Below are 17,042 nucleotides of genomic sequence, written 5' to 3' on the forward strand. Positions count from 1 at the left end.
CTATTTGCTGGCCGTAACCGAGCTATCAGGATTGTCGCCAGCAATGAATTTCAATACTGCACGGGCGTAGAGGCGGGGATTTTCCGCCGGAACGCCATGACCGGAATCGGGCAGGATAACCAGCCGTGCATCAGGAATATGATCTGCAATGAACTCGGTATGCTCACGCGTGATCGCAGTATCGCGATCACCGATTACAATGGCGGTTCGCACGGTGATCTTCGACAAGTCTTCCGCCGTATAGTTCGGCTCATTCGCCCATAAGGCATGGATTTCTTTATCGATGCTTTCATAGTGGCGTAATTCAGGAAGCGGTTTGCCTTCGGCGCGCGCCAGAGCATAGCCGGTCGAGCCCTCCGGCGTAACATTGGCGGCTTGCGCAAACAGGCTTTTGAGTCGTTCGGGATAGCGCATGGCAATATCGATGCCGATAATGCCGCCATCGCTCCAGCCGACCAGATCAACCTTGCCGATGTTGAGATAATCCAGCAGTGCTACATAATCGTCAGCCATCAGCTCATAGGTGAGCGGTTCGGTCGTGCGTGTCGAGCGTCCTTGCCCACGGCTATCCGCAACAATCACCGTATGGTCGCGCGCGAGAATCGGCAGTTGTGCATCCCAGACATGCTGATCAGACAGGCCGCCATGGATGAGAAGGATTGGCGGGCCCTTTCCCACGACGCGATAATACATCTCAATGCCATTGACGCTGGCAAAGCTGGCTGGCGAAGCGGTGATGGTCATGCGTGCGGCCCTTTCAAGCGAAACGGCAGACGGGAAGAAGGTGACAAGCCCGAAGAGCAGTGCTGAGAATCCCAGTGTGGAAATCCAGAGCACCGATCGTGGGAGTGTCGTTTTTCCTGTCATCAAAGATACCCGGTCATCAGGGCCTTCTGATCAGCGTTGGCAGATCGTAGAGATAGGCGATGCGCTTGATTGCGTCCCTGAGTGGCTCCAGGGTCACGGTCATGGTGTGGCCGCTGGCGTGGATCAGCATGTCAGGCGATGCACAGATCGCGACGTGGCCTTTCCAGAACACCAGATCTCCGCGCTTGAGATTGGAATAATCATCATCCGGTTCGACGATTTCGCCGAGCGTGTTCTGCTGCATGTCCGAATCGCGCAAGACCTTGCGGCCCGAAACCCACATGGAAAGCTGCACGATACCGGAGCAATCGATACCGAAACCCGATGTTCCACCCCAGAGATAAGGCGTATGCAATAGGGTTTCAGCAACTGCAACATAGTCTGCCGCATGCTGATCAAGTGGCGCAAGATGGCCTGCAATCAGGGCTTCGCCGTTCTCAAGTAGTGCATATTGCGTGCCGCGTGTTTCAGCGGAACCAATAATGCGCACACGCGAGCCAAGCGAAAGTGCCTTGGTATGCGGAAAACGAAGATCAGAGCCGGGATAGATGAATGTGCGCGGCACGATCACCATGTGAGTCGCATCTGCGGTTGGCTTTTTCAACGATGCTGAGGATATGTAGCCTGTATAGCCGTCGCGCTCGGCCTGCACCCAAGACCAGCCGTCCTGCTCTTCGAAAACGCGAACCATGTCGCCGAAAATGATCTGGGTTTGTGGTCCGCTATCTGGTCGTGGTTCAGAACGAAGGTCAACCACCGAAGCCGAAACCTGCATCAGAGTGCCAGTGGTAAAACGGCTCGCTTCCACCTTGCCGCTCAACCGCTCATCGGCGAGATCAGGACGATAGGCATTCAAGCGACGGTCGAGCATGCTCACAGTGGTAACTCCCTGGCCTTGGCGATCACCAGATCGCCTAATCTTTCGACATAAAGTGCGCCAGTAACCGTTCTCTTTACTAGCACATTCCGACGGTCTTTTTCATCACGATGCCGGGATACAAGATCGAGCGTTCCCATCGTATCGAGGGCACGTGTAATCACCGGCTTGGTGACATTCAGTTTGGCTGCAAGTCCTCGCACCGTATGCGGCGGGGGCTCCAGATAAATGGTGAGAAGTATAGTGACTTGTCGCGTGGTCAGGTCGGGCATCTCGTCCCGCACCTGCTCCAGCGACAAAGTTCTCAGCAATGTCAGTGCCTGCAAAGGTTTCAGTTCAACGGGCATGTTCTACCGAAGCTCGGGTAATTGTTTCGGACCCGTATCATTCAACGCCGTTTTCACTTTGCAGGCAAGCGATTTCATTTTGCGGGATATTGCTCTTTGAGCAGCTTATAGAGCGCGCGGATTGCCTGTGCTTCGCCACCAATCGGAGAGGCAGGCTTTTCCGCCGGCACCCAGCCGTAGATGTCGAAATGTGCCCAGCTTTTAGCCTTCTCGACAAAGTGGCTCAGGAACAGTGCAGCCGTCACAGAGCCTGCAAAGCCATCGGTGGTGACATTGTTGATGTCTGCCACACGCGACGAAAGTTTCTGCGCATAAGGTTGCCAGAGCGGCATACGCCAGAGCGGATCGGCTGTTTCATCAGCTTTCTCCGCAATGCTTGCTGCAAGCGCATCATCATGCGTATAGAAAGGCGGCAGATCCGGGCCGAGCGCCACACGCGCTGCACCTGTCAGCGTTGCCATATCGATGATGAGTTCCGGCTCTTCCTCATCGGCCAGTGCCAGTGCGTCTGCCAGAACCAGACGGCCTTCTGCATCGGTATTGCCGATTTCAACCGTTAATCCCTTGCGGCTTTGCAGCACATCGCTTGGGCGGAAAGCATTGCCCGCAATCGAATTCTCGACTGCCGGAATGAGCACGCGTAGCCGCACGGGCAGTTTCGCGTCCATGATGGTGGAGGCAAGCCCCAGCACATTGGCGGCTCCGCCCATATCTTTTTTCATGAGCAGCATGCCGCTCGCAGGCTTGATGTCGAGACCGCCGGTATCAAAACACACGCCTTTGCCGACGAGCGTGATCTTTGGATCGCTGTCTTTGCCCCATGTGAGATCGATCAGGCGGGGCGCGATGCTGCCTGCACGACCAACCGCATGGATCATCGGGAAATTCTGTTCCAGAAGTGCGTCGCCCTCGATGGTGCTGACCTTCGCGCCATTCCTGGCTGCCAGATCACGTGCCGCCTGTTCCAGCGCATCCGGTCCCATATCATTGGTCGGCGTGTTGATGAGATCACGGGTAAGGGTTACAGCATCGGCGATGCGCTGTGTTTCAGCGGCATCCACACCTTCGGGAATGGTCAGACGGATCGTCTTTCCATTGCCCTTGCGGTAACGCGTGAAACTGTAACCGCCCATGAGAAATGCAAGCGCTGTCAGTTCGGCATGATCAGGATTGCCTTCAATATACCAGTTACCTTCTGGCAGGCTGCGGGCAAGCTTACCGGCCAAAAGCTGCGACTGACCACCCTGTTCATCGTCGCCTGTACCAAACAGAGCGCCAGCAATCGAGCCGTCTTTGCCCGGCAGCACAAGAACACGTCCGGCTTCACCGTTGAAATCATTCGCTCTGGCCCAGGCCTGGACATCGGATGTCAGCCCTGCCTGATCGACCTTATTCTTTCCGATGAACCAGATGGGGCGGCTGTCTGCTGATTTGGTGGTAACGATCTCAACGGTCATGACATTCCTCGGCAGTGAAAACTTGTAGCTACGTCAATAAACAAATAGCCACCCGGCGTGAACCGACTGGCTATTCAATTCTGCATGAAAGGGAAACATTCGAGCGCGTCCCGAAAAGTGTGAAACGGTTTTCGGATAAGATGCGGGTCAACGTTTTCTAATGGTCTGATCCGATATGTCAGTCGGGATTCAAACGTCAAATTCAATCCACTAGTTTCGTTCGACGAGCTGAATCTGTGCGGCTGCATTGTAATCGAAAGCGGAAGCGGGCTTTCCGGCGAAAAGCGCCATGCCACTGATGACGGCGATAATGGCAAGCGCACCGATGAGCGTGCATTCAATCATCGCTGCACCCGATCTGTTCTTGAAAAAAGCGCGTCATCAAAGCCGGCATGTTACTTACCCTGAGCTGAAGTCTCGTTAGAGCGTCGTGCGCCCAAGGGGGCGCACAAAGGCCGCTCTAACAATTTAAACATGCTGCATAGTTCTACCGTAAATCGATTCCGATTTAAGGAACTATGCAGTAGGGTTCCTTTTTAATGCCCGCCAATTGTGATGAGTTTAAGAAACAAGGAAAATAAAGCGTTAATATGACTCCAACTTGGCTTGGGTGCGACTTCGGTCTGGTTTGGGTTAACGGATGGCAAATACAGTTTCTCCGGCCTATATGAGGTTTTCCGAACTATTTGCTGGGAAGATAATCAATGCCGGAATTGCCAGAGGTCGAGACGGTCCGCCGCGGATTGCAGCCCTTCATGGAAGGCGCAAATGTCGAGCGGGTCGAGCAGAACAGGCCAGATCTGCGGTTTCCTTTCCCCGATCAGTTTGTCGAGCGGGTTTCAGGTCATCGTATTGAGGCGCTGGGTCGCCGCGCGAAATATCTGACCATGCATCTTGATGACGGGCTGTCGATCATCAGTCATCTTGGCATGTCAGGTTCGTTTCGCATTGAAGCGGATGATGCGGAAGGAATGCCGGGCGGCTTTCATCATGAGCGATCCAAAATCGCCAAGCACGACCATGTCGTCTTTCATATGCTGCGCCTGGACGGCTCGAAGGCGCGCATCATCTATAATGATCCGCGGCGTTTTGGTTTCATGCTCTTTGCCGAGAAAGGTGGGCTTGATGATCACCCCTTGCTCAAAGGGCTTGGTGTTGAGCCGACAGGAAACCGGCTTTCAGGAGAGTTGCTTGGCACACTCTTTAAAGATCGCAAGACGCCATTAAAGGCAGCACTGCTTGATCAGCGGCTGATTGCGGGGTTGGGTAATATTTATGTCTGCGAGGCATTGTGGCGATCGCGGCTCTCGCCCATGCGTGCCGCAGGTTCGATCGCGAAAGACAAGGAGACGCTTGATCGTCTTGCCGGGGATGTTCGCACCGTGATTGCAGAAGCCATTGCCGCAGGTGGATCGAGTTTGAAAGATTATATTCAGGCTGATGGTGCGCTTGGCTATTTTCAGCACTCGTTCTCCGTCTATGGCCGCGAGGCGCAGCCTTGTCGCGCTCCGGGCTGTACGGGGGTGGTTGAGCGGGCAGTACAGGCGGGCCGCTCGACCTTTTTCTGCGCATCATGCCAAAGTTGATATTGAATTGATATTTGGCTGATCTTGCCAAATGGAAACCGGCAGTACACCTTGTCCAGCAATTTCTGGTCTGGCGAAGGAGGAGAATTATTCCATGGCCTATGAAACGATCGTTGTTGAGACGCGCGGTGGCGTTGGTCTTGTTCGTCTTAATCGACCGCAGGCGCTCAATGCGCTGAACAGTACAGTTCTTAAAGAGCTGACCGAAGCCCTGGCCGCTTTCGATACTGATGGCAAAATCGGAGCGATCGTGCTCACCGGTTCGGAAAAAGCCTTTGCGGCTGGTGCCGATATCAAGGAAATGCAGCCAATCAATTTCGTCGACGCCTATTTGCAGGATATGTTTGCAGACTGGCGCAAGGTGGATCGTGTGCGCAAGCCGATCATTGCAGCCGTGTCGGGCTATGCGCTGGGTGGCGGTTGCGAACTCGCCATGATGTGCGATTTTATTATCGCAGCCACCAATGCCAAATTCGGTCAGCCAGAAATCACGCTGGGTGTTATGCCGGGCATGGGCGGCTCACAGCGCCTTGCGCGCTATGTCGGTAAATCCAAAGCCATGGATATGTGTCTGACGGGGCGCATGATGGATGCAGAGGAAGCCGAGCGTTGTGGTCTTGTCTCGCGCCTTGTTGCCCCTGAGGAACTGATCGAGGAAGCATTGAAAGCTGCCGAGCGTATTGCCTCCTTCTCGCAGCCTTCCGTGCAGATGGTGAAGGAATCGGTCAATCGTTCGTATGAGACGACACTTGATGAAGGTCTGCGTTTTGAACGCCGTCTGTTTCACTCGCTTTTTGCCACTGAGGACCAGAAAGAAGGCATGTCCGCTTTCATCGATAAGCGCACCCCATCTTTCAAGAATCGCTGATCGTTCGATCCTGAAGGCTGATCAGATCGCGACAGTTTAGCCGGATTGGCTTTGTCTGAGGCCGGAAATTAAGTCGGAAGGCCGCATATCCGGCCTTTTGGCGAGCTCGCTCCGCAGAATCCTCGTTGACGCGGGAGCAAAGCTGATCTATAAGCCCGCCACGGATCGGCGGCCCTAGGCACTATGGCTGCCCTAGAGGTTTTGTGCCCGACGGTTATACCCAGTGGGCTGCTGACAGAAAAAGAGAGGCATTTATGGCCAATACTCCTTCGGCCAAGAAGGCAGTGCGCAAGATCGCTGCCCGCACCGAAATCAACAAGTCGCGTCGTTCGCGCGTTCGTACCTTCCTCCGCAAGGTTGAAGATGCGCTCTTGAGCGGCGACAAGGAAGCAGCATCGGTTGCATTCAAGGCTGCTGAGCCTGAACTGATGCGCGCTGCTTCAAAGGGCGTCGTTCACAAGAATACCGCTGCTCGTAAGGTTTCGCGCCTTGCTGCACGCGTTAAGGCTCTGAACGCCTGATATAACCTAAAATTAAAACTAGGTTTTAGAAACCCGGCTCATTGTTAGCCGGGTTTTCTTTTTTGGAACTTTTTTAAAGAACGGCACCCATTAAACTAGGGGCATGTTTTTTTGAGACGCTTTATAATTTAATGATATTTTTCAAGCTCCCGAAAAAATGACTGATGGGAATTCCCTTTTGTTTTCAAAAACTTGCAAATCTTTATCCACAGTTATCCACAGGCCTCGCAAAGGACTCGGAAGACCGTCTGAGTCAAGCCATTTTTTTAAAATTTATTTTGTCGGAGAACATATCGTGGCCACCTAAAAAAACGGTTCGGGAAACGCATTGAATCCAAAGGTGTTATTTCTTTGACGCCCGATTCTCTGATCCCCTGCACCGGCCATGCAAGTCTTAATTGAAGAAAAAACTGCAGATCTTAGGCTTGCCCTTTGCCGCGAGGCTTCGCTAAAGTCAGGACATCAGAGGGGTGGGCCACGGCCCGGAGTTAGCATCACATTGAGTCTTCAATTGACGTGGGCAGTCTTGTCCGCGGGTGCTGAGGTCTGGTCTAAGGCCCTGTTCCTATTAAGTTTGTTTCTCATGGCTGTTGATTACCATTCATTAACCGGAATGCTGTTTTAGGCGCATCCTCGTTCATTGAATGGTTGTCGCAAGATCCGTTCCGGGCAATCAGCCTTGAGCAAGAATTGTGTGAGTCGTAACGCGTAGCCGGAAAGGAGCATCCGGACATCGATCCGCGGCAGCTGTTTGAGGCGTGGACTGTTTGAGTTTGTGTTTGGCCCTCCGCGAGAGGAGCCAGTGTGAGATGAGTACCTGCGAGGCGACTGGATCATAAGATCCTGCGGACCTGATGCGGGAAATAACGACAAGCGCCGCAAAATGGCGCGTAAGAATGTGAAGGCAGGCGAGACGATGGCAATGATGACTGGTAAGTCGACGGCAACGATGGGTGATGATGCGCATGCGAACCGTAACCATGGATCTTCTGCTACTGGAAAAGAAAACAGCCTCATGGTGAGCGCTGGGAATGTCGTTGGCGATGATGTTTTTGAACGTCTGACAGCAAAGCTGAAAGCCCGCGTCGGCAGCGAGATCTATTCAAGCTGGTTTGGCCGTCTAAAGCTCGACGATCTGTCCAAAAGCGTGGTTCGCCTGTCGGTTCCGACGGCTTTTCTTCGCTCGTGGATCAACAATCATTATTCTGAACTGCTGACTGAGCTATGGCAGGAAGAACACCCGCAGATTCTCAAGGTAGAAGTGGTTGTGCGCGGAGTGAGCCGTGTTGTTCGCACCGCAGCACCTGCTGAAACCAGCGAAGTCGTGGACACCAAGTCGCCTGCTGCCATGCGCGAAAAGGTCGTTTTCCCGGTTGGTCAGCCAAGCGCTGAAAAGCGCGGTTCGGCAGTCGTGGCAGAATCGGCTTCCGGTTCGGTTCTCGGCTCTCCGCTCGATCCGCGTTACACGTTTGATTCTTTCATTGACGGTGCTTCCAACCGTGTGGCTCTTGCTGCCGCCCGCACCATCGCAGAAGCAGGCTCAAGTGCAGTGCGCTTCAACCCGCTTTTCATCCATGCATCTGTTGGTCTTGGTAAGACTCACCTTTTGCAGGCGATTGCTGCGGCTGCCCTGCAGCGTCAGGAAAAGGCCCGCGTCGTTTATCTGACTGCGGAATATTTCATGTGGCGTTTTGCGACTGCGATTCGCGACAACAATGCGCTTTCTTTCAAGGAACAGCTGCGCGACATCGACCTGCTCGTCATTGACGACATGCAGTTCCTGCAGGGCAAGTCGATCCAGCACGAGTTCTGCCATCTTCTCAACACGCTGCTCGACAGCGCCAAGCAGGTGGTTGTTGCAGCAGATCGCCCACCGTCTGAACTGGAATCACTCGATGTCCGTGTTCGTTCGCGCCTTCAGGGTGGTGTTGCTCTCGAAGTTGCAGCACCTGATTATGAAATGCGCGTTGAAATGCTGCGCCGCCGCCTCACGACTGCACAGCTTGAAGATTCAAGCCTCAATATTGACGATGAAATTCTCGCCCATGTTGCCCGCACCGTCACCGGATCGGGTCGCGAACTGGAAGGCGCTTTCAACCAGCTTCTGTTCCGCCAGTCGTTCGAGCCAAATCTTTCCATCGACCGCGTCGATGAACTGCTCGGCCATCTGACCCGCGTTGGCGAACCTAAGCGTATCCGTATTGAAGAAATTCAGCGTATCGTGGCACGTCATTACAACGTCTCGAAGCAGGATCTGCTTTCGAACCGCCGCACGCGCACCATTGTAAAGCCGCGTCAGGTCGCGATGTATCTGGCGAAGATGCTGACCCCGCGTTCGCTTCCGGAAATCGGTCGTCGTTTTGGCGGACGCGACCATACCACTGTGCTCCATGCCGTGCGCAAGATCGAAGATTTGGTCGGTGCCGATGGCAAGCTGGCGCAGGAACTCGAGCTGTTGAAGCGCCTCATCAACGATCAGGCTGCCTGATCTGTAGAAATTCGTTAAAAAGCCTGCGCCGTGTCGTTTTGCGATGCGGCGTGGGCTTGCTTTTCAGCTCGAATATCTGCCACTTTAGCAAACCTTCTGGCGCTTGTGCGCCTTATTGATGGGGGCATCTGCCCGTTACGCGGTTGCCCTGTCCTAGAGAGCGAGTGCGTTTCAATATGCGTGTTACCCTAGAGCGATCAAACCTTCTCAAGTCACTCAACCACGTCCACCGTGTCGTGGAGCGTCGCAACACGATTCCGATTCTGTCCAATGTGCTTTTGCAAGCCGAAGGCGGAAGTCTAGCGCTCAAGGCAACGGACCTTGATCTTGAAGTGAACGAAGCAACCGCTGCCATGGTCGAACAGGCCGGAGCAACCACGGTTCCAGCGCATCTTCTCTACGATATCGTGCGCAAGCTGCCTGACGGCGCAGAAGTCATGCTGTCGACCAATCCCGATGGCGGCTCGATGTCAGTCATTTCGGGCAAGTCGTCTTTCCGCCTGCAGTGCTTGCCGCAGTCGGATTTCCCGGAACTGACAGCCGGTTCGTTCACGCATTCCTTCCGCATCGATGCGCAGGCTTTAAAGCGCCTCATCGACCGCACACAGTTTGCGATCTCGACGGAAGAAACCCGCTATTATCTCAACGGTATCTATTTCCACGCCATTGAAAGCGACGGTGCGTTGAAGCTGCGTGCAGTTGCTACCGACGGTCACCGCCTTGCTCGTGCTGAACTGGAAGCGCCGTCGGGCACCGAAGGTATGCCGGGCATTATCATTCCGCGCAAAACGGTTGCTGAACTCCAGAAACTCGTTGATGTGCCGGACACTGTTGTGTCGGTTGAACTGTCGGATGCAAAGATCCGCTTCACAGTGGGATCGGTCGTTCTCACTTCCAAGCTGATCGACGGCACGTTCCCGGATTATCAGCGCGTGATTCCTTCGGGCAACGACAAGAAGCTCACCATCAGCCGTCAGGATTTCGCGGCCTCCGTTGATCGCGTTTCCACCATTTCGAGCGAGCGTGGCCGTGCGGTTAAGCTTTCCATTGCCGATGGCCAGCTGACACTGACGGTCAACAATCCCGATTCGGGCAGTGCGACTGACGAGCTGGCAGCGGATTACGATGCGGATCCCATCGATATCGGCTTCAACTCGAAATATCTGCTCGACATCACCAGCCAGCTTTCGGGCTCCGAAGCAGTCTTCATGCTGGCAGATGCCGGTTCACCAACACTGGTGCGCGATATGGGCGACGAAGATGTGCTGTATGTCCTGATGCCGATGCGCGTTTAGGGCCTTAAAGAAAACAGATCGTGAGCATCTCAGAACCAAATCTAAGCCGTCCGGATCGAGTCTCGGTCCGGCGGCTTAAACTTTCTGACTTTCGCAATTATGCGGAGCTCACGCTGCCGCTTGGTCCGGGCCATGTGGTGCTGACCGGCGAAAACGGCTCAGGCAAAACGAATCTCATAGAAGCTCTTTCCTTCTTGTCTCCGGGCAGAGGGTTGCGGCGCGCATCCTATGATGATGTTGCGCGCACAACGGGACATGATGGTTTTGCCATCCATGCATCGCTCGATTGCATGATTTATGGCGATGCCGAAATCGGCACAGGCACTGCAGGCGGCGGCGAAGGTGGCCGTAAGGTCCGCATCAATGGCATTGCTGCATCCGGCGATGAACTCCTCGATTATGCGCGCGTTCTCTGGGTTGTTCCGTCGATGGACGGGCTTTTTACGGGCGGCGCATCGGATCGGCGGCGATTTCTCGACCGCATGGTGCTTGCCATTGATACCGGTCACGGCAAACGCGTGCTTGATTATGAAAAGGCGATGCGCTCGCGCAATCGTCTGCTGAGTGACGGAAACAGCGATAATCAGTGGCTGGAAGCGATTGAAAGCCAGATGGCGGAACTCGGCATTGCAATCGCTGCAGCGCGCGCCGAGGCCATGCGCATGATTGCAGCGATGATTGAGCGACTGCCCAGTGATGGTCCATTCCCTAAAGCTGATTGCTTTCTCGAAGGATCGCTTGAACAGCGCATTGGTGTTGAAGCGGCACTTGATCTTGAAGAGGATTTTCGTCGCACATTGCGCGACGGGCGTGTACGGGATCGGGCTGCCGGACGCACTTTGGATGGTCCGCATCGTACCGATCTCATCGTTCAGCATCGACCCAAATCTATGCCTGCAGCGCTTTGCTCCACCGGCGAGCAGAAGGCATTGCTGATCGGACTTATTCTGGCTCATGCGCGGCTGACGGGTGAGCTCTCGGGCATGGCTCCGATCCTTTTGCTTGATGAAATCGCGGCCCATCTCGATACCGGCCGCCGTGCGGCCCTGTTTGGTATTCTTGACGATCTTGGCGGGCAGGCATTTATGACGGGCACTGACCGCTCGCTCTTTGAAGCGCTTGAAGGTGATGCACAGTTTTTCAATGTGGCGGCAGGCGAACTGACCAGAATTTGAGACAAAATATCCGCTGACAGACGGCTTTAACGGGCCTATGTTCAAGCATCATGAACGCATCATCAAAGCCTTTTTCATCCGAAGAACTGGAACGCTATGCGCGCCATATCGTGTTGCCGGAAATCGGTGGTCCCGGTCAGCAGATGCTGAAAGCTGCCCGCGTCCTTATCGTGGGCGCCGGTGGACTTGGCGCGCCGGTGCTGCAATATCTGGCTGCAGCCGGTATTGGCACGCTTGGCCTTGTCGATGACGATACGGTTTCGCTGTCGAACCTGCAAAGGCAGGTGATCCACGACACAGAAAGTGTCGGCCAAGCGAAGGTCGACAGCGCCAAGGCTTCGATTGCCCGCATCAATCCGCATGTGAAGGTCGAAACCCATCTGTTGCGGCTAAATGGCGAGAATGCACAAGCTCTCATCAGCGATTATGATGTTGTTGTCGATGGCTCGGACAATTTCACCACGCGCTACGCACTGGCTGACGCTGCGGCCCTTGCCCAACGCCCATTGGTGACGGGAGCGATGAGCCGTTTTGATGGCACAGTGACGGTGCTTATGCCTTACGCCAATGGTGCCGATGGCAATCCCAATCCATCCTATCGCGATCTGTTTCCAGACATGCCGCCACCAGGATCTGTGCCAACTTGTGCGGAAGCGGGCGTTCTCGGCGTCTTGCCGGGCGTGATTGGCAGTTTGCAGGCCATGGAAGTGATCAAGCTCGTGACCGGTATCGGTGAGCCGCTTGTCGGTCGGCTTCTGCTTTACAATGCGTTGAACGTTCGTTTTGAAACCATTCGCTACAAGGCCCGCAAACCCAAATGACGGCCCTCCGTGTTCTTTCTGTCAGTTCGGATTTTGATCGTTGGGAGGAGCTCCTCCGCCTCATTCAGGAGAGTTTTGCCTATATGGATGGGGTCATTGATCCACCATCTTCCGCGCAGCAGCTGACAGCTGATAATTTGCGGGAGAAGGCAAAAGACGAAACGGGTTTTGCAGCCTTTGTCGGTGATGAATTGGCAGGCTGTGTGTTCATCAAGGAAAAGGACGATCACTTCTATCTTGGTAAGCTTGCGGTTGCGCCCGGCTTTGAAGGTCAGGGGATTGGACGTAAACTCGTGGATAGGGCCGAGCAGCAGGCAGTAGCGCGTGGTAAGCCTGTGATGGAGCTGCAGACGCGCATTGAGCTCACGCGCAACCATGCCGTCTTTGAGAAGCTAGGCTATCGCAAGGTGGCGGAAACTGCTCATCCCGGTTTTACGCGCACGACATCGATCACCATGCGCAAGGAGATCACGCGTGGCACTGACATTAACCCATGAAGAGCAGTCTATAGCAGCAGGCGCTGAGGGCGAAGGCGCTGCGATGGCCATGCGTATTGTGGCCGATACTGCGCGTTTAATGGGAGCGCCACGTCTGATCCCAATTGCGTCCGCGCATATTGATGGTGCGCTCTATCATGGGGACAGCGGTACATTGTTTGCTGAAAGGCTGGTTGATGGCTGTGCAAAAGCCAAAGTGCGCGCAACACTCAATGTCGGTTCCATCGATCTTACTGGCTGTTCGCATAATAACCTGCCGCAGCATGAGGCGGAAATGGCCAAGCGCATGATGCGCGCTTATATCAAGCTTGGCTGCGAGCCGACATGGACTTGCGCGCCTTATCAGGCGGGCCATCGCCCGGAAAAAGGAACCGATGTTGCCTGGGGCGAATCCAACGCCGTTGTTTTCTGCAATTCTGTGCTGGGTGCGCGCACGAACCGTTATGGTGATTTTCTTGATATAGCCTGTGCTATTGCCGGACGGGCACCCGATTACGGTCTTCACCGGACTGAGAATCGTCGTGCGACAGTCGTTCTCGATATTTCTGCAATCGATCCTGCGTTTCTTGAATCGGAAGTTGCGTGGCCTATTCTCGGCAACCTGTTTGGCCGCAGCGTGGGCACAAATATCGGTGTGGTGGCGGGAGCCGGTTTGCACCCGGATGAAGATGCGCTGAAAGCCTTTGGCGCTGCCGCTGCATCGGTTGGTTCAGTCGGGCTTTTCCATGTTGCCGGTGTCACGCCGGAAGCACCCGATCTTGAAACAGCGCTTCAGCATCAGCAGCCCGAAGGCATCATCCATGTGACGCAGGAGATGATTGACGCCACGCGCAAACGCTTGTCGACGGTCGATCATGTGGATGCGATTGATGCGGTTGCTATTGGCAGCCCGCATTTATCGATTGCAGAGTTTGATCGTCTCGAACGTGCCATTGCTGGTCGCAAGCTTGCGGTGCCGCTTTATGCATGCACGGGGCGTCATGCGCTTGTGGAGCTTGAGAAGAATGGGCGCAGGCAACAGCTTGAAAAAGCGGGCGTGGTGATTGTGGCCGATACCTGCGTTGTTGTTACGCCTATTTTGCCGACCAAGGATAACGCTGTTCTGATGACGAACTCGGGAAAATTCGCCCATTATGCGCCCGGCAATACGGGTTATGGCGTGCTCTATGGGGCGCTTGAGGAATGCGTTGAGAGTGCTGTCGCAGGCCGTCCCGTTTTTGCGAGGCAGGCAGCATGAGTGAAACCACTTTCACATCCTCCGTGCTTGTTGCGGGAAAAGTGGCTCAGGCTCAAGTGCTGGTTCTCTCAGCCCCCATCAGTTTCTGGGGTGGCGTCGATCCTAAAACGGGTCGGATTGCCGATGTTCGTCACCCGGAGCATGGGCAGAGCATTTCAGGCCATGTCCTGTGTCTGCCGGGCACCATCGGCTCGTCTTCTGCGGCAGCGGTGTTGCTGGAACTTGTCCACGCTGGTTTGGCTCCCGCAGCGATCGTTCTGCACGAACCAGATGCCATTCTGCTTCTTGGTCTCATCGTTGCGCGCGAGATGGGGCACGATGTGCCGATAGCCGTCGAGTTTGACCGGGAGATCCAAAAGAAACTCGCCGGCCATCGGGTGACAGTCGGCGAGGATGGACAGATCTCGATAGTAACTTAATTAATATTGCGTCGTGCGATCCACGATGTTTTCCAGAGTTCCGTCACGCTCGAAAGCTTCGATCTGACGGATGATCTGCGGAACGATAGCCATTGCTGACGAGCTTGCAGCCGAATGCGGGGTGATCGTCACCTTCGGATGTGTCCAGAGCGGGCTATCAGATGGTAGCGGTTCCTGATTGAACACGTCGAGCGTCACAGCTGAAAGCAGACCGCGATCGAGTGCTGCCAGAATATCCGCTTCGTTCTGCAATCCACCACGACCGGCATTGATCAGCACAGGTGCTCCAAGTGGTCCATCGCTCTTCAATTGCGCAAACATGGTCATGGACAGGATGCCCCTGGTGTCGGGCGTCAAAGGCAGGAGGCAGACGAAAATATCAGCCGTTTTGAGAAACCGCGAGAAACCTTCTTTGCCGTTGAATGTCTGAACACCCTCGATTTCCTGCGGCCGGCGGCTCCAGCCGGTGACATTGAAGCCGAGCGTCTTGAGCTTGGCTACGGCATCGCGACCGAGAACCCCCAGTCCCATGATGCCGACAGTCACTTCATGGGCCGCTGGTTGGCGCGGGTCTTCGTGCCAGACGCGGTTCTTTTGCTGTTTGCGGTAGTTTGCGCCAAGACGATGATGATCAAGCACCTGCCAGACGACATATTCGGTCATGCGCATGGTGAGGTCATCGGAGATGACGCGTACGAGCGGCACGTCCGGAATGTGGGGATCGTGAAAGACATGATCCACGCCCGCCCCCAGTGAGAAGATCACTTTGAGATTTGGAAGATTGGTCAGCGAGCCGGGCTTCTGTTTCCAGACGAGCGCATATTCGATGCCTGGATCGGTTTCGCTGCGTTCAGTCACAACATTGCGCTCAGGCGCGTGTGCCTTAAAGCTGTCGACCCAAATAGCCGGATCCCAGCTGGTCAGAGACAGAAGGATTTTTTTGTCCACGGTCGTCATTGTCTTATTCCTCCCTCAGTAGCCTCCATGTGGAAGGCTGCCGCCATCAACGCCTTGGTATAGTCGGTTTTTGGATTGGCAAAGACTTCCTTTGACGTTCCATATTCGACTGCCTTGCCATTGCGCATCACCAGCACATCATTGGCCAGCGCCCGCACCACTTTCAAGTCATGGCTTATGAAAAGATAAGCGAGATCATGCTTTTTCTGCAATGCGCGCAAAAGATCGACCACCTGTGCCTGAACACTCATGTCGAGCGCCGAAGTTGGCTCGTCCAGCATGACGAATTTCGGGTTGAGCACCATGGCGCGCGCAATCGCTATACGCTGGCGCTGACCGCCCGAAAATTCGTGCGGATAGCGGAAGCGGCTTTCCGGATCGAGGTTTACTTCTTTGAGTGCCGCCACAACGCGCTCATCACGTGCGTCGACCGACAGTTTCGGTTCGTGCACCAGAAGCCCTTCGGCGATGATATCCGCAATGGTCATGCGTGGGCTCAGTGAGCCGAACGGGTCCTGAAATACGATCTGCATTTCACGACGCAGCGGGCGCATGTCCTTGAAGCTGAATTTCGCAATATCGCGTCCATCGAAGCGAATTTCGCCCTGCGACGAGATCATGCGTGAGAGAGCGAGACCAAGTGTTGTCTTGCCAGAACCAGACTCTCCCACAACGCCGAGCGTCTGACCGGCACGTAAGGTCACATTGATGCCGTCCACGGCCTTCACATGATCGACGGTCTTGCGCAGGAAACCCTTCTTGATCGGGAACCAGACGCGGATGTCCTTGCCTTCCATCACCTTCTTCGCGCTGAGATCAGCCAGCGGTGGCTCGCCCTTGGGTTCTGCCGCAAGGAGGTGCTTTGTGTATTCATGCTGCGGATTGTCGAAGATTTCTTTGGTCGGACCTGTTTCGACAATCTTCCCCTTGCTCATCACGCAAACCCGATCGGCGATCTTGCGCACGATACCGAGATCATGGGTGATGAAGAGCATAGACATGCCCTGGGCTTGCTTCAGTTCCGCGAGGAGCTGCAATATCTGCGCCTGAACCGTCACATCGAGCGCGGTTGTCGGCTCATCGGCGATGAGCAGCTTTGGCTTGTTGGCAAGCGCCATGGCGATCATCACGCGCTGGCGCTGACCGCCTGAAAGCTGATGCGGGAAGGCGGCAAGGCGCTTTTCCGGTTCACGAATACCAACCTCGTGCAAAAGCTCCAGCGTGCGCGCACGTGCCGCCTGATCACTCATGCCCTGATGCATTTTCAGGATTTCGCTGATCTGCCGTTCCACCGAATGCAGTGGATTGAGCGAGGTCATAGGCTCTTGAAAAATCATGGTGACATCATTGCCGCGCACACGCCGCAACTCAGGCTCTGACGCCGTCATCAAATCCTTGCCGTTGAAAAGAATTTCGCCGGATGGATGACTTGCTGCCGGATAGGGCAGGAGCTTTAGAATGGACAGCGCAGAAACGGACTTGCCTGACCCGGATTCACCGACAAGCGCCACGGTTTCACCCTCTGCGATATCGAAGGAAACGCGGTCGACGGAAATCCGCTCTTCTCCGTTCTGGCGGAATGCGACGGACAGATCACGGACGGAAAGCAACGGCTTATTCATTGACCCAC

The 17,042-nt window shown here is 54.9% G+C and carries 16 protein-coding genes and 1 pseudogene; 10 read left to right on the plus strand and 7 right to left on the minus strand.

Going from position 1 to position 17,042, the window contains the following annotated elements; genetic code table 11:
• The 5 genes and pseudogenes from C9380_RS00880 to C9380_RS00900 all read right to left on the minus strand — a co-directional run bounded on the left by C9380_RS00880 (nt 1) and on the right by C9380_RS00900 (nt 3,942).
• A complete protein-coding gene (locus C9380_RS00880; RefSeq protein ID WP_128092798.1) occupies nt 1–867 on the minus strand; it encodes an alpha/beta fold hydrolase in 867 nt (288 codons plus the stop codon).
• 16 nt (nt 868–883) lie between these two features.
• Nucleotides 884–1,738 (minus strand): C40 family peptidase, encoded by an 855-nt coding sequence (locus C9380_RS00885; RefSeq protein WP_210249751.1) that lies wholly within the window; start codon nt 1,736–1,738, stop codon nt 884–886.
• Between the two features lie 2 nt (nt 1,739–1,740).
• Entirely contained in the window at nt 1,741–2,091 is a 351-nt protein-coding gene (locus tag C9380_RS00890; protein ID WP_024898323.1) for a MarR family transcriptional regulator, read from the minus strand.
• A gap of 74 nt (nt 2,092–2,165) precedes the next feature.
• Nucleotides 2,166–3,548, minus strand: coding sequence for a leucyl aminopeptidase family protein (locus C9380_RS00895; protein ID WP_128092800.1), 1,383 nt, complete (start codon nt 3,546–3,548; stop codon nt 2,166–2,168).
• A gap of 210 nt (nt 3,549–3,758) precedes the next feature.
• Nucleotides 3,759–3,942: pseudogene (locus C9380_RS00900) on the minus strand (Flp family type IVb pilin).
• A gap of 310 nt (nt 3,943–4,252) precedes the next feature.
• On the opposite strand from C9380_RS00900, the gene mutM reads away from it, so the two are divergent.
• The 10 genes from mutM (at nt 4,253) to C9380_RS00955 (ending at nt 14,455) form a co-directional block, all read left to right on the plus strand.
• Nucleotides 4,253–5,134 carry a bifunctional DNA-formamidopyrimidine glycosylase/DNA-(apurinic or apyrimidinic site) lyase gene (gene mutM / locus C9380_RS00905; protein ID WP_128092802.1) on the plus strand — a complete coding sequence of 294 codons (882 nt, stop codon included), beginning with the start codon at nt 4,253–4,255 and terminating at the stop codon, nt 5,132–5,134.
• A gap of 94 nt (nt 5,135–5,228) precedes the next feature.
• Nucleotides 5,229–6,002 carry an enoyl-CoA hydratase gene (locus tag C9380_RS00910; protein WP_024898319.1) on the plus strand — a complete coding sequence of 258 codons (774 nt, stop codon included), beginning with the start codon at nt 5,229–5,231 and terminating at the stop codon, nt 6,000–6,002.
• 254 nt (nt 6,003–6,256) lie between these two features.
• Nucleotides 6,257–6,523 carry a 30S ribosomal protein S20 gene (rpsT, locus tag C9380_RS00920; RefSeq protein ID WP_007872888.1) on the plus strand — a complete coding sequence of 89 codons (267 nt, stop codon included), beginning with the start codon at nt 6,257–6,259 and terminating at the stop codon, nt 6,521–6,523.
• Between the two features lie 922 nt (nt 6,524–7,445).
• Nucleotides 7,446–9,011 (plus strand): chromosomal replication initiator protein DnaA, encoded by a 1,566-nt coding sequence (gene dnaA / locus C9380_RS00925; protein ID WP_024898318.1) that lies wholly within the window; start codon nt 7,446–7,448, stop codon nt 9,009–9,011.
• Nucleotides 9,012–9,187: 176 nt separating this feature from the next.
• Nucleotides 9,188–10,306 carry a DNA polymerase III subunit beta gene (dnaN, locus tag C9380_RS00930; protein WP_105705537.1) on the plus strand — a complete coding sequence of 373 codons (1,119 nt, stop codon included), beginning with the start codon at nt 9,188–9,190 and terminating at the stop codon, nt 10,304–10,306.
• 20 nt (nt 10,307–10,326) lie between these two features.
• Nucleotides 10,327–11,481, plus strand: a complete 1,155-nt coding sequence (gene recF, locus C9380_RS00935) for a DNA replication/repair protein RecF (RefSeq protein ID WP_024898316.1) — start codon at nt 10,327–10,329, stop codon at nt 11,479–11,481.
• A 50-nt stretch (nt 11,482–11,531) separates the two neighbouring features.
• Nucleotides 11,532–12,302 carry a molybdopterin-synthase adenylyltransferase MoeB gene (locus tag C9380_RS00940; RefSeq protein ID WP_128092803.1) on the plus strand — a complete coding sequence of 257 codons (771 nt, stop codon included), beginning with the start codon at nt 11,532–11,534 and terminating at the stop codon, nt 12,300–12,302.
• Nucleotides 12,299–12,799, plus strand: a complete 501-nt coding sequence (locus C9380_RS00945; protein ID WP_128092804.1) for a GNAT family N-acetyltransferase — start codon at nt 12,299–12,301, stop codon at nt 12,797–12,799. Before C9380_RS00940 ends, C9380_RS00945 begins: the two co-directional genes overlap by 4 nt.
• The gene (locus tag C9380_RS00950) at nt 12,777–14,036 is read left to right on the plus strand and encodes an aconitase X (protein ID WP_210249747.1); all 1,260 of its coding nucleotides are present in this window, start codon (nt 12,777–12,779) and stop codon (nt 14,034–14,036) included. Before C9380_RS00945 ends, C9380_RS00950 begins: the two co-directional genes overlap by 23 nt.
• Nucleotides 14,033–14,455 carry an aconitase X swivel domain-containing protein gene (locus tag C9380_RS00955; protein WP_128092805.1) on the plus strand — a complete coding sequence of 141 codons (423 nt, stop codon included), beginning with the start codon at nt 14,033–14,035 and terminating at the stop codon, nt 14,453–14,455. Before C9380_RS00950 ends, C9380_RS00955 begins: the two co-directional genes overlap by 4 nt.
• Here C9380_RS00955 and C9380_RS00960 read toward each other — a convergent pair whose 3' ends face one another.
• Both C9380_RS00960 and C9380_RS00965 read right to left on the minus strand, forming a co-directional pair.
• The gene (locus tag C9380_RS00960) at nt 14,456–15,412 is read right to left on the minus strand and encodes a 2-hydroxyacid dehydrogenase (protein ID WP_024898311.1); all 957 of its coding nucleotides are present in this window, start codon (nt 15,410–15,412) and stop codon (nt 14,456–14,458) included.
• Nucleotides 15,409–17,034 (minus strand): ABC transporter ATP-binding protein, encoded by a 1,626-nt coding sequence (locus C9380_RS00965; protein WP_128092806.1) that lies wholly within the window; start codon nt 17,032–17,034, stop codon nt 15,409–15,411. The genes C9380_RS00960 and C9380_RS00965 overlap by 4 nt, the downstream gene beginning before the upstream one ends.
• Nucleotides 17,035–17,042: the final 8 nt, after the last annotated feature.

This window comes from Brucella pituitosa, assembly GCF_003049685.1.
Taxonomy (GTDB): Bacteria; Pseudomonadota; Alphaproteobacteria; order Rhizobiales; family Rhizobiaceae; genus Brucella; species Brucella pituitosa.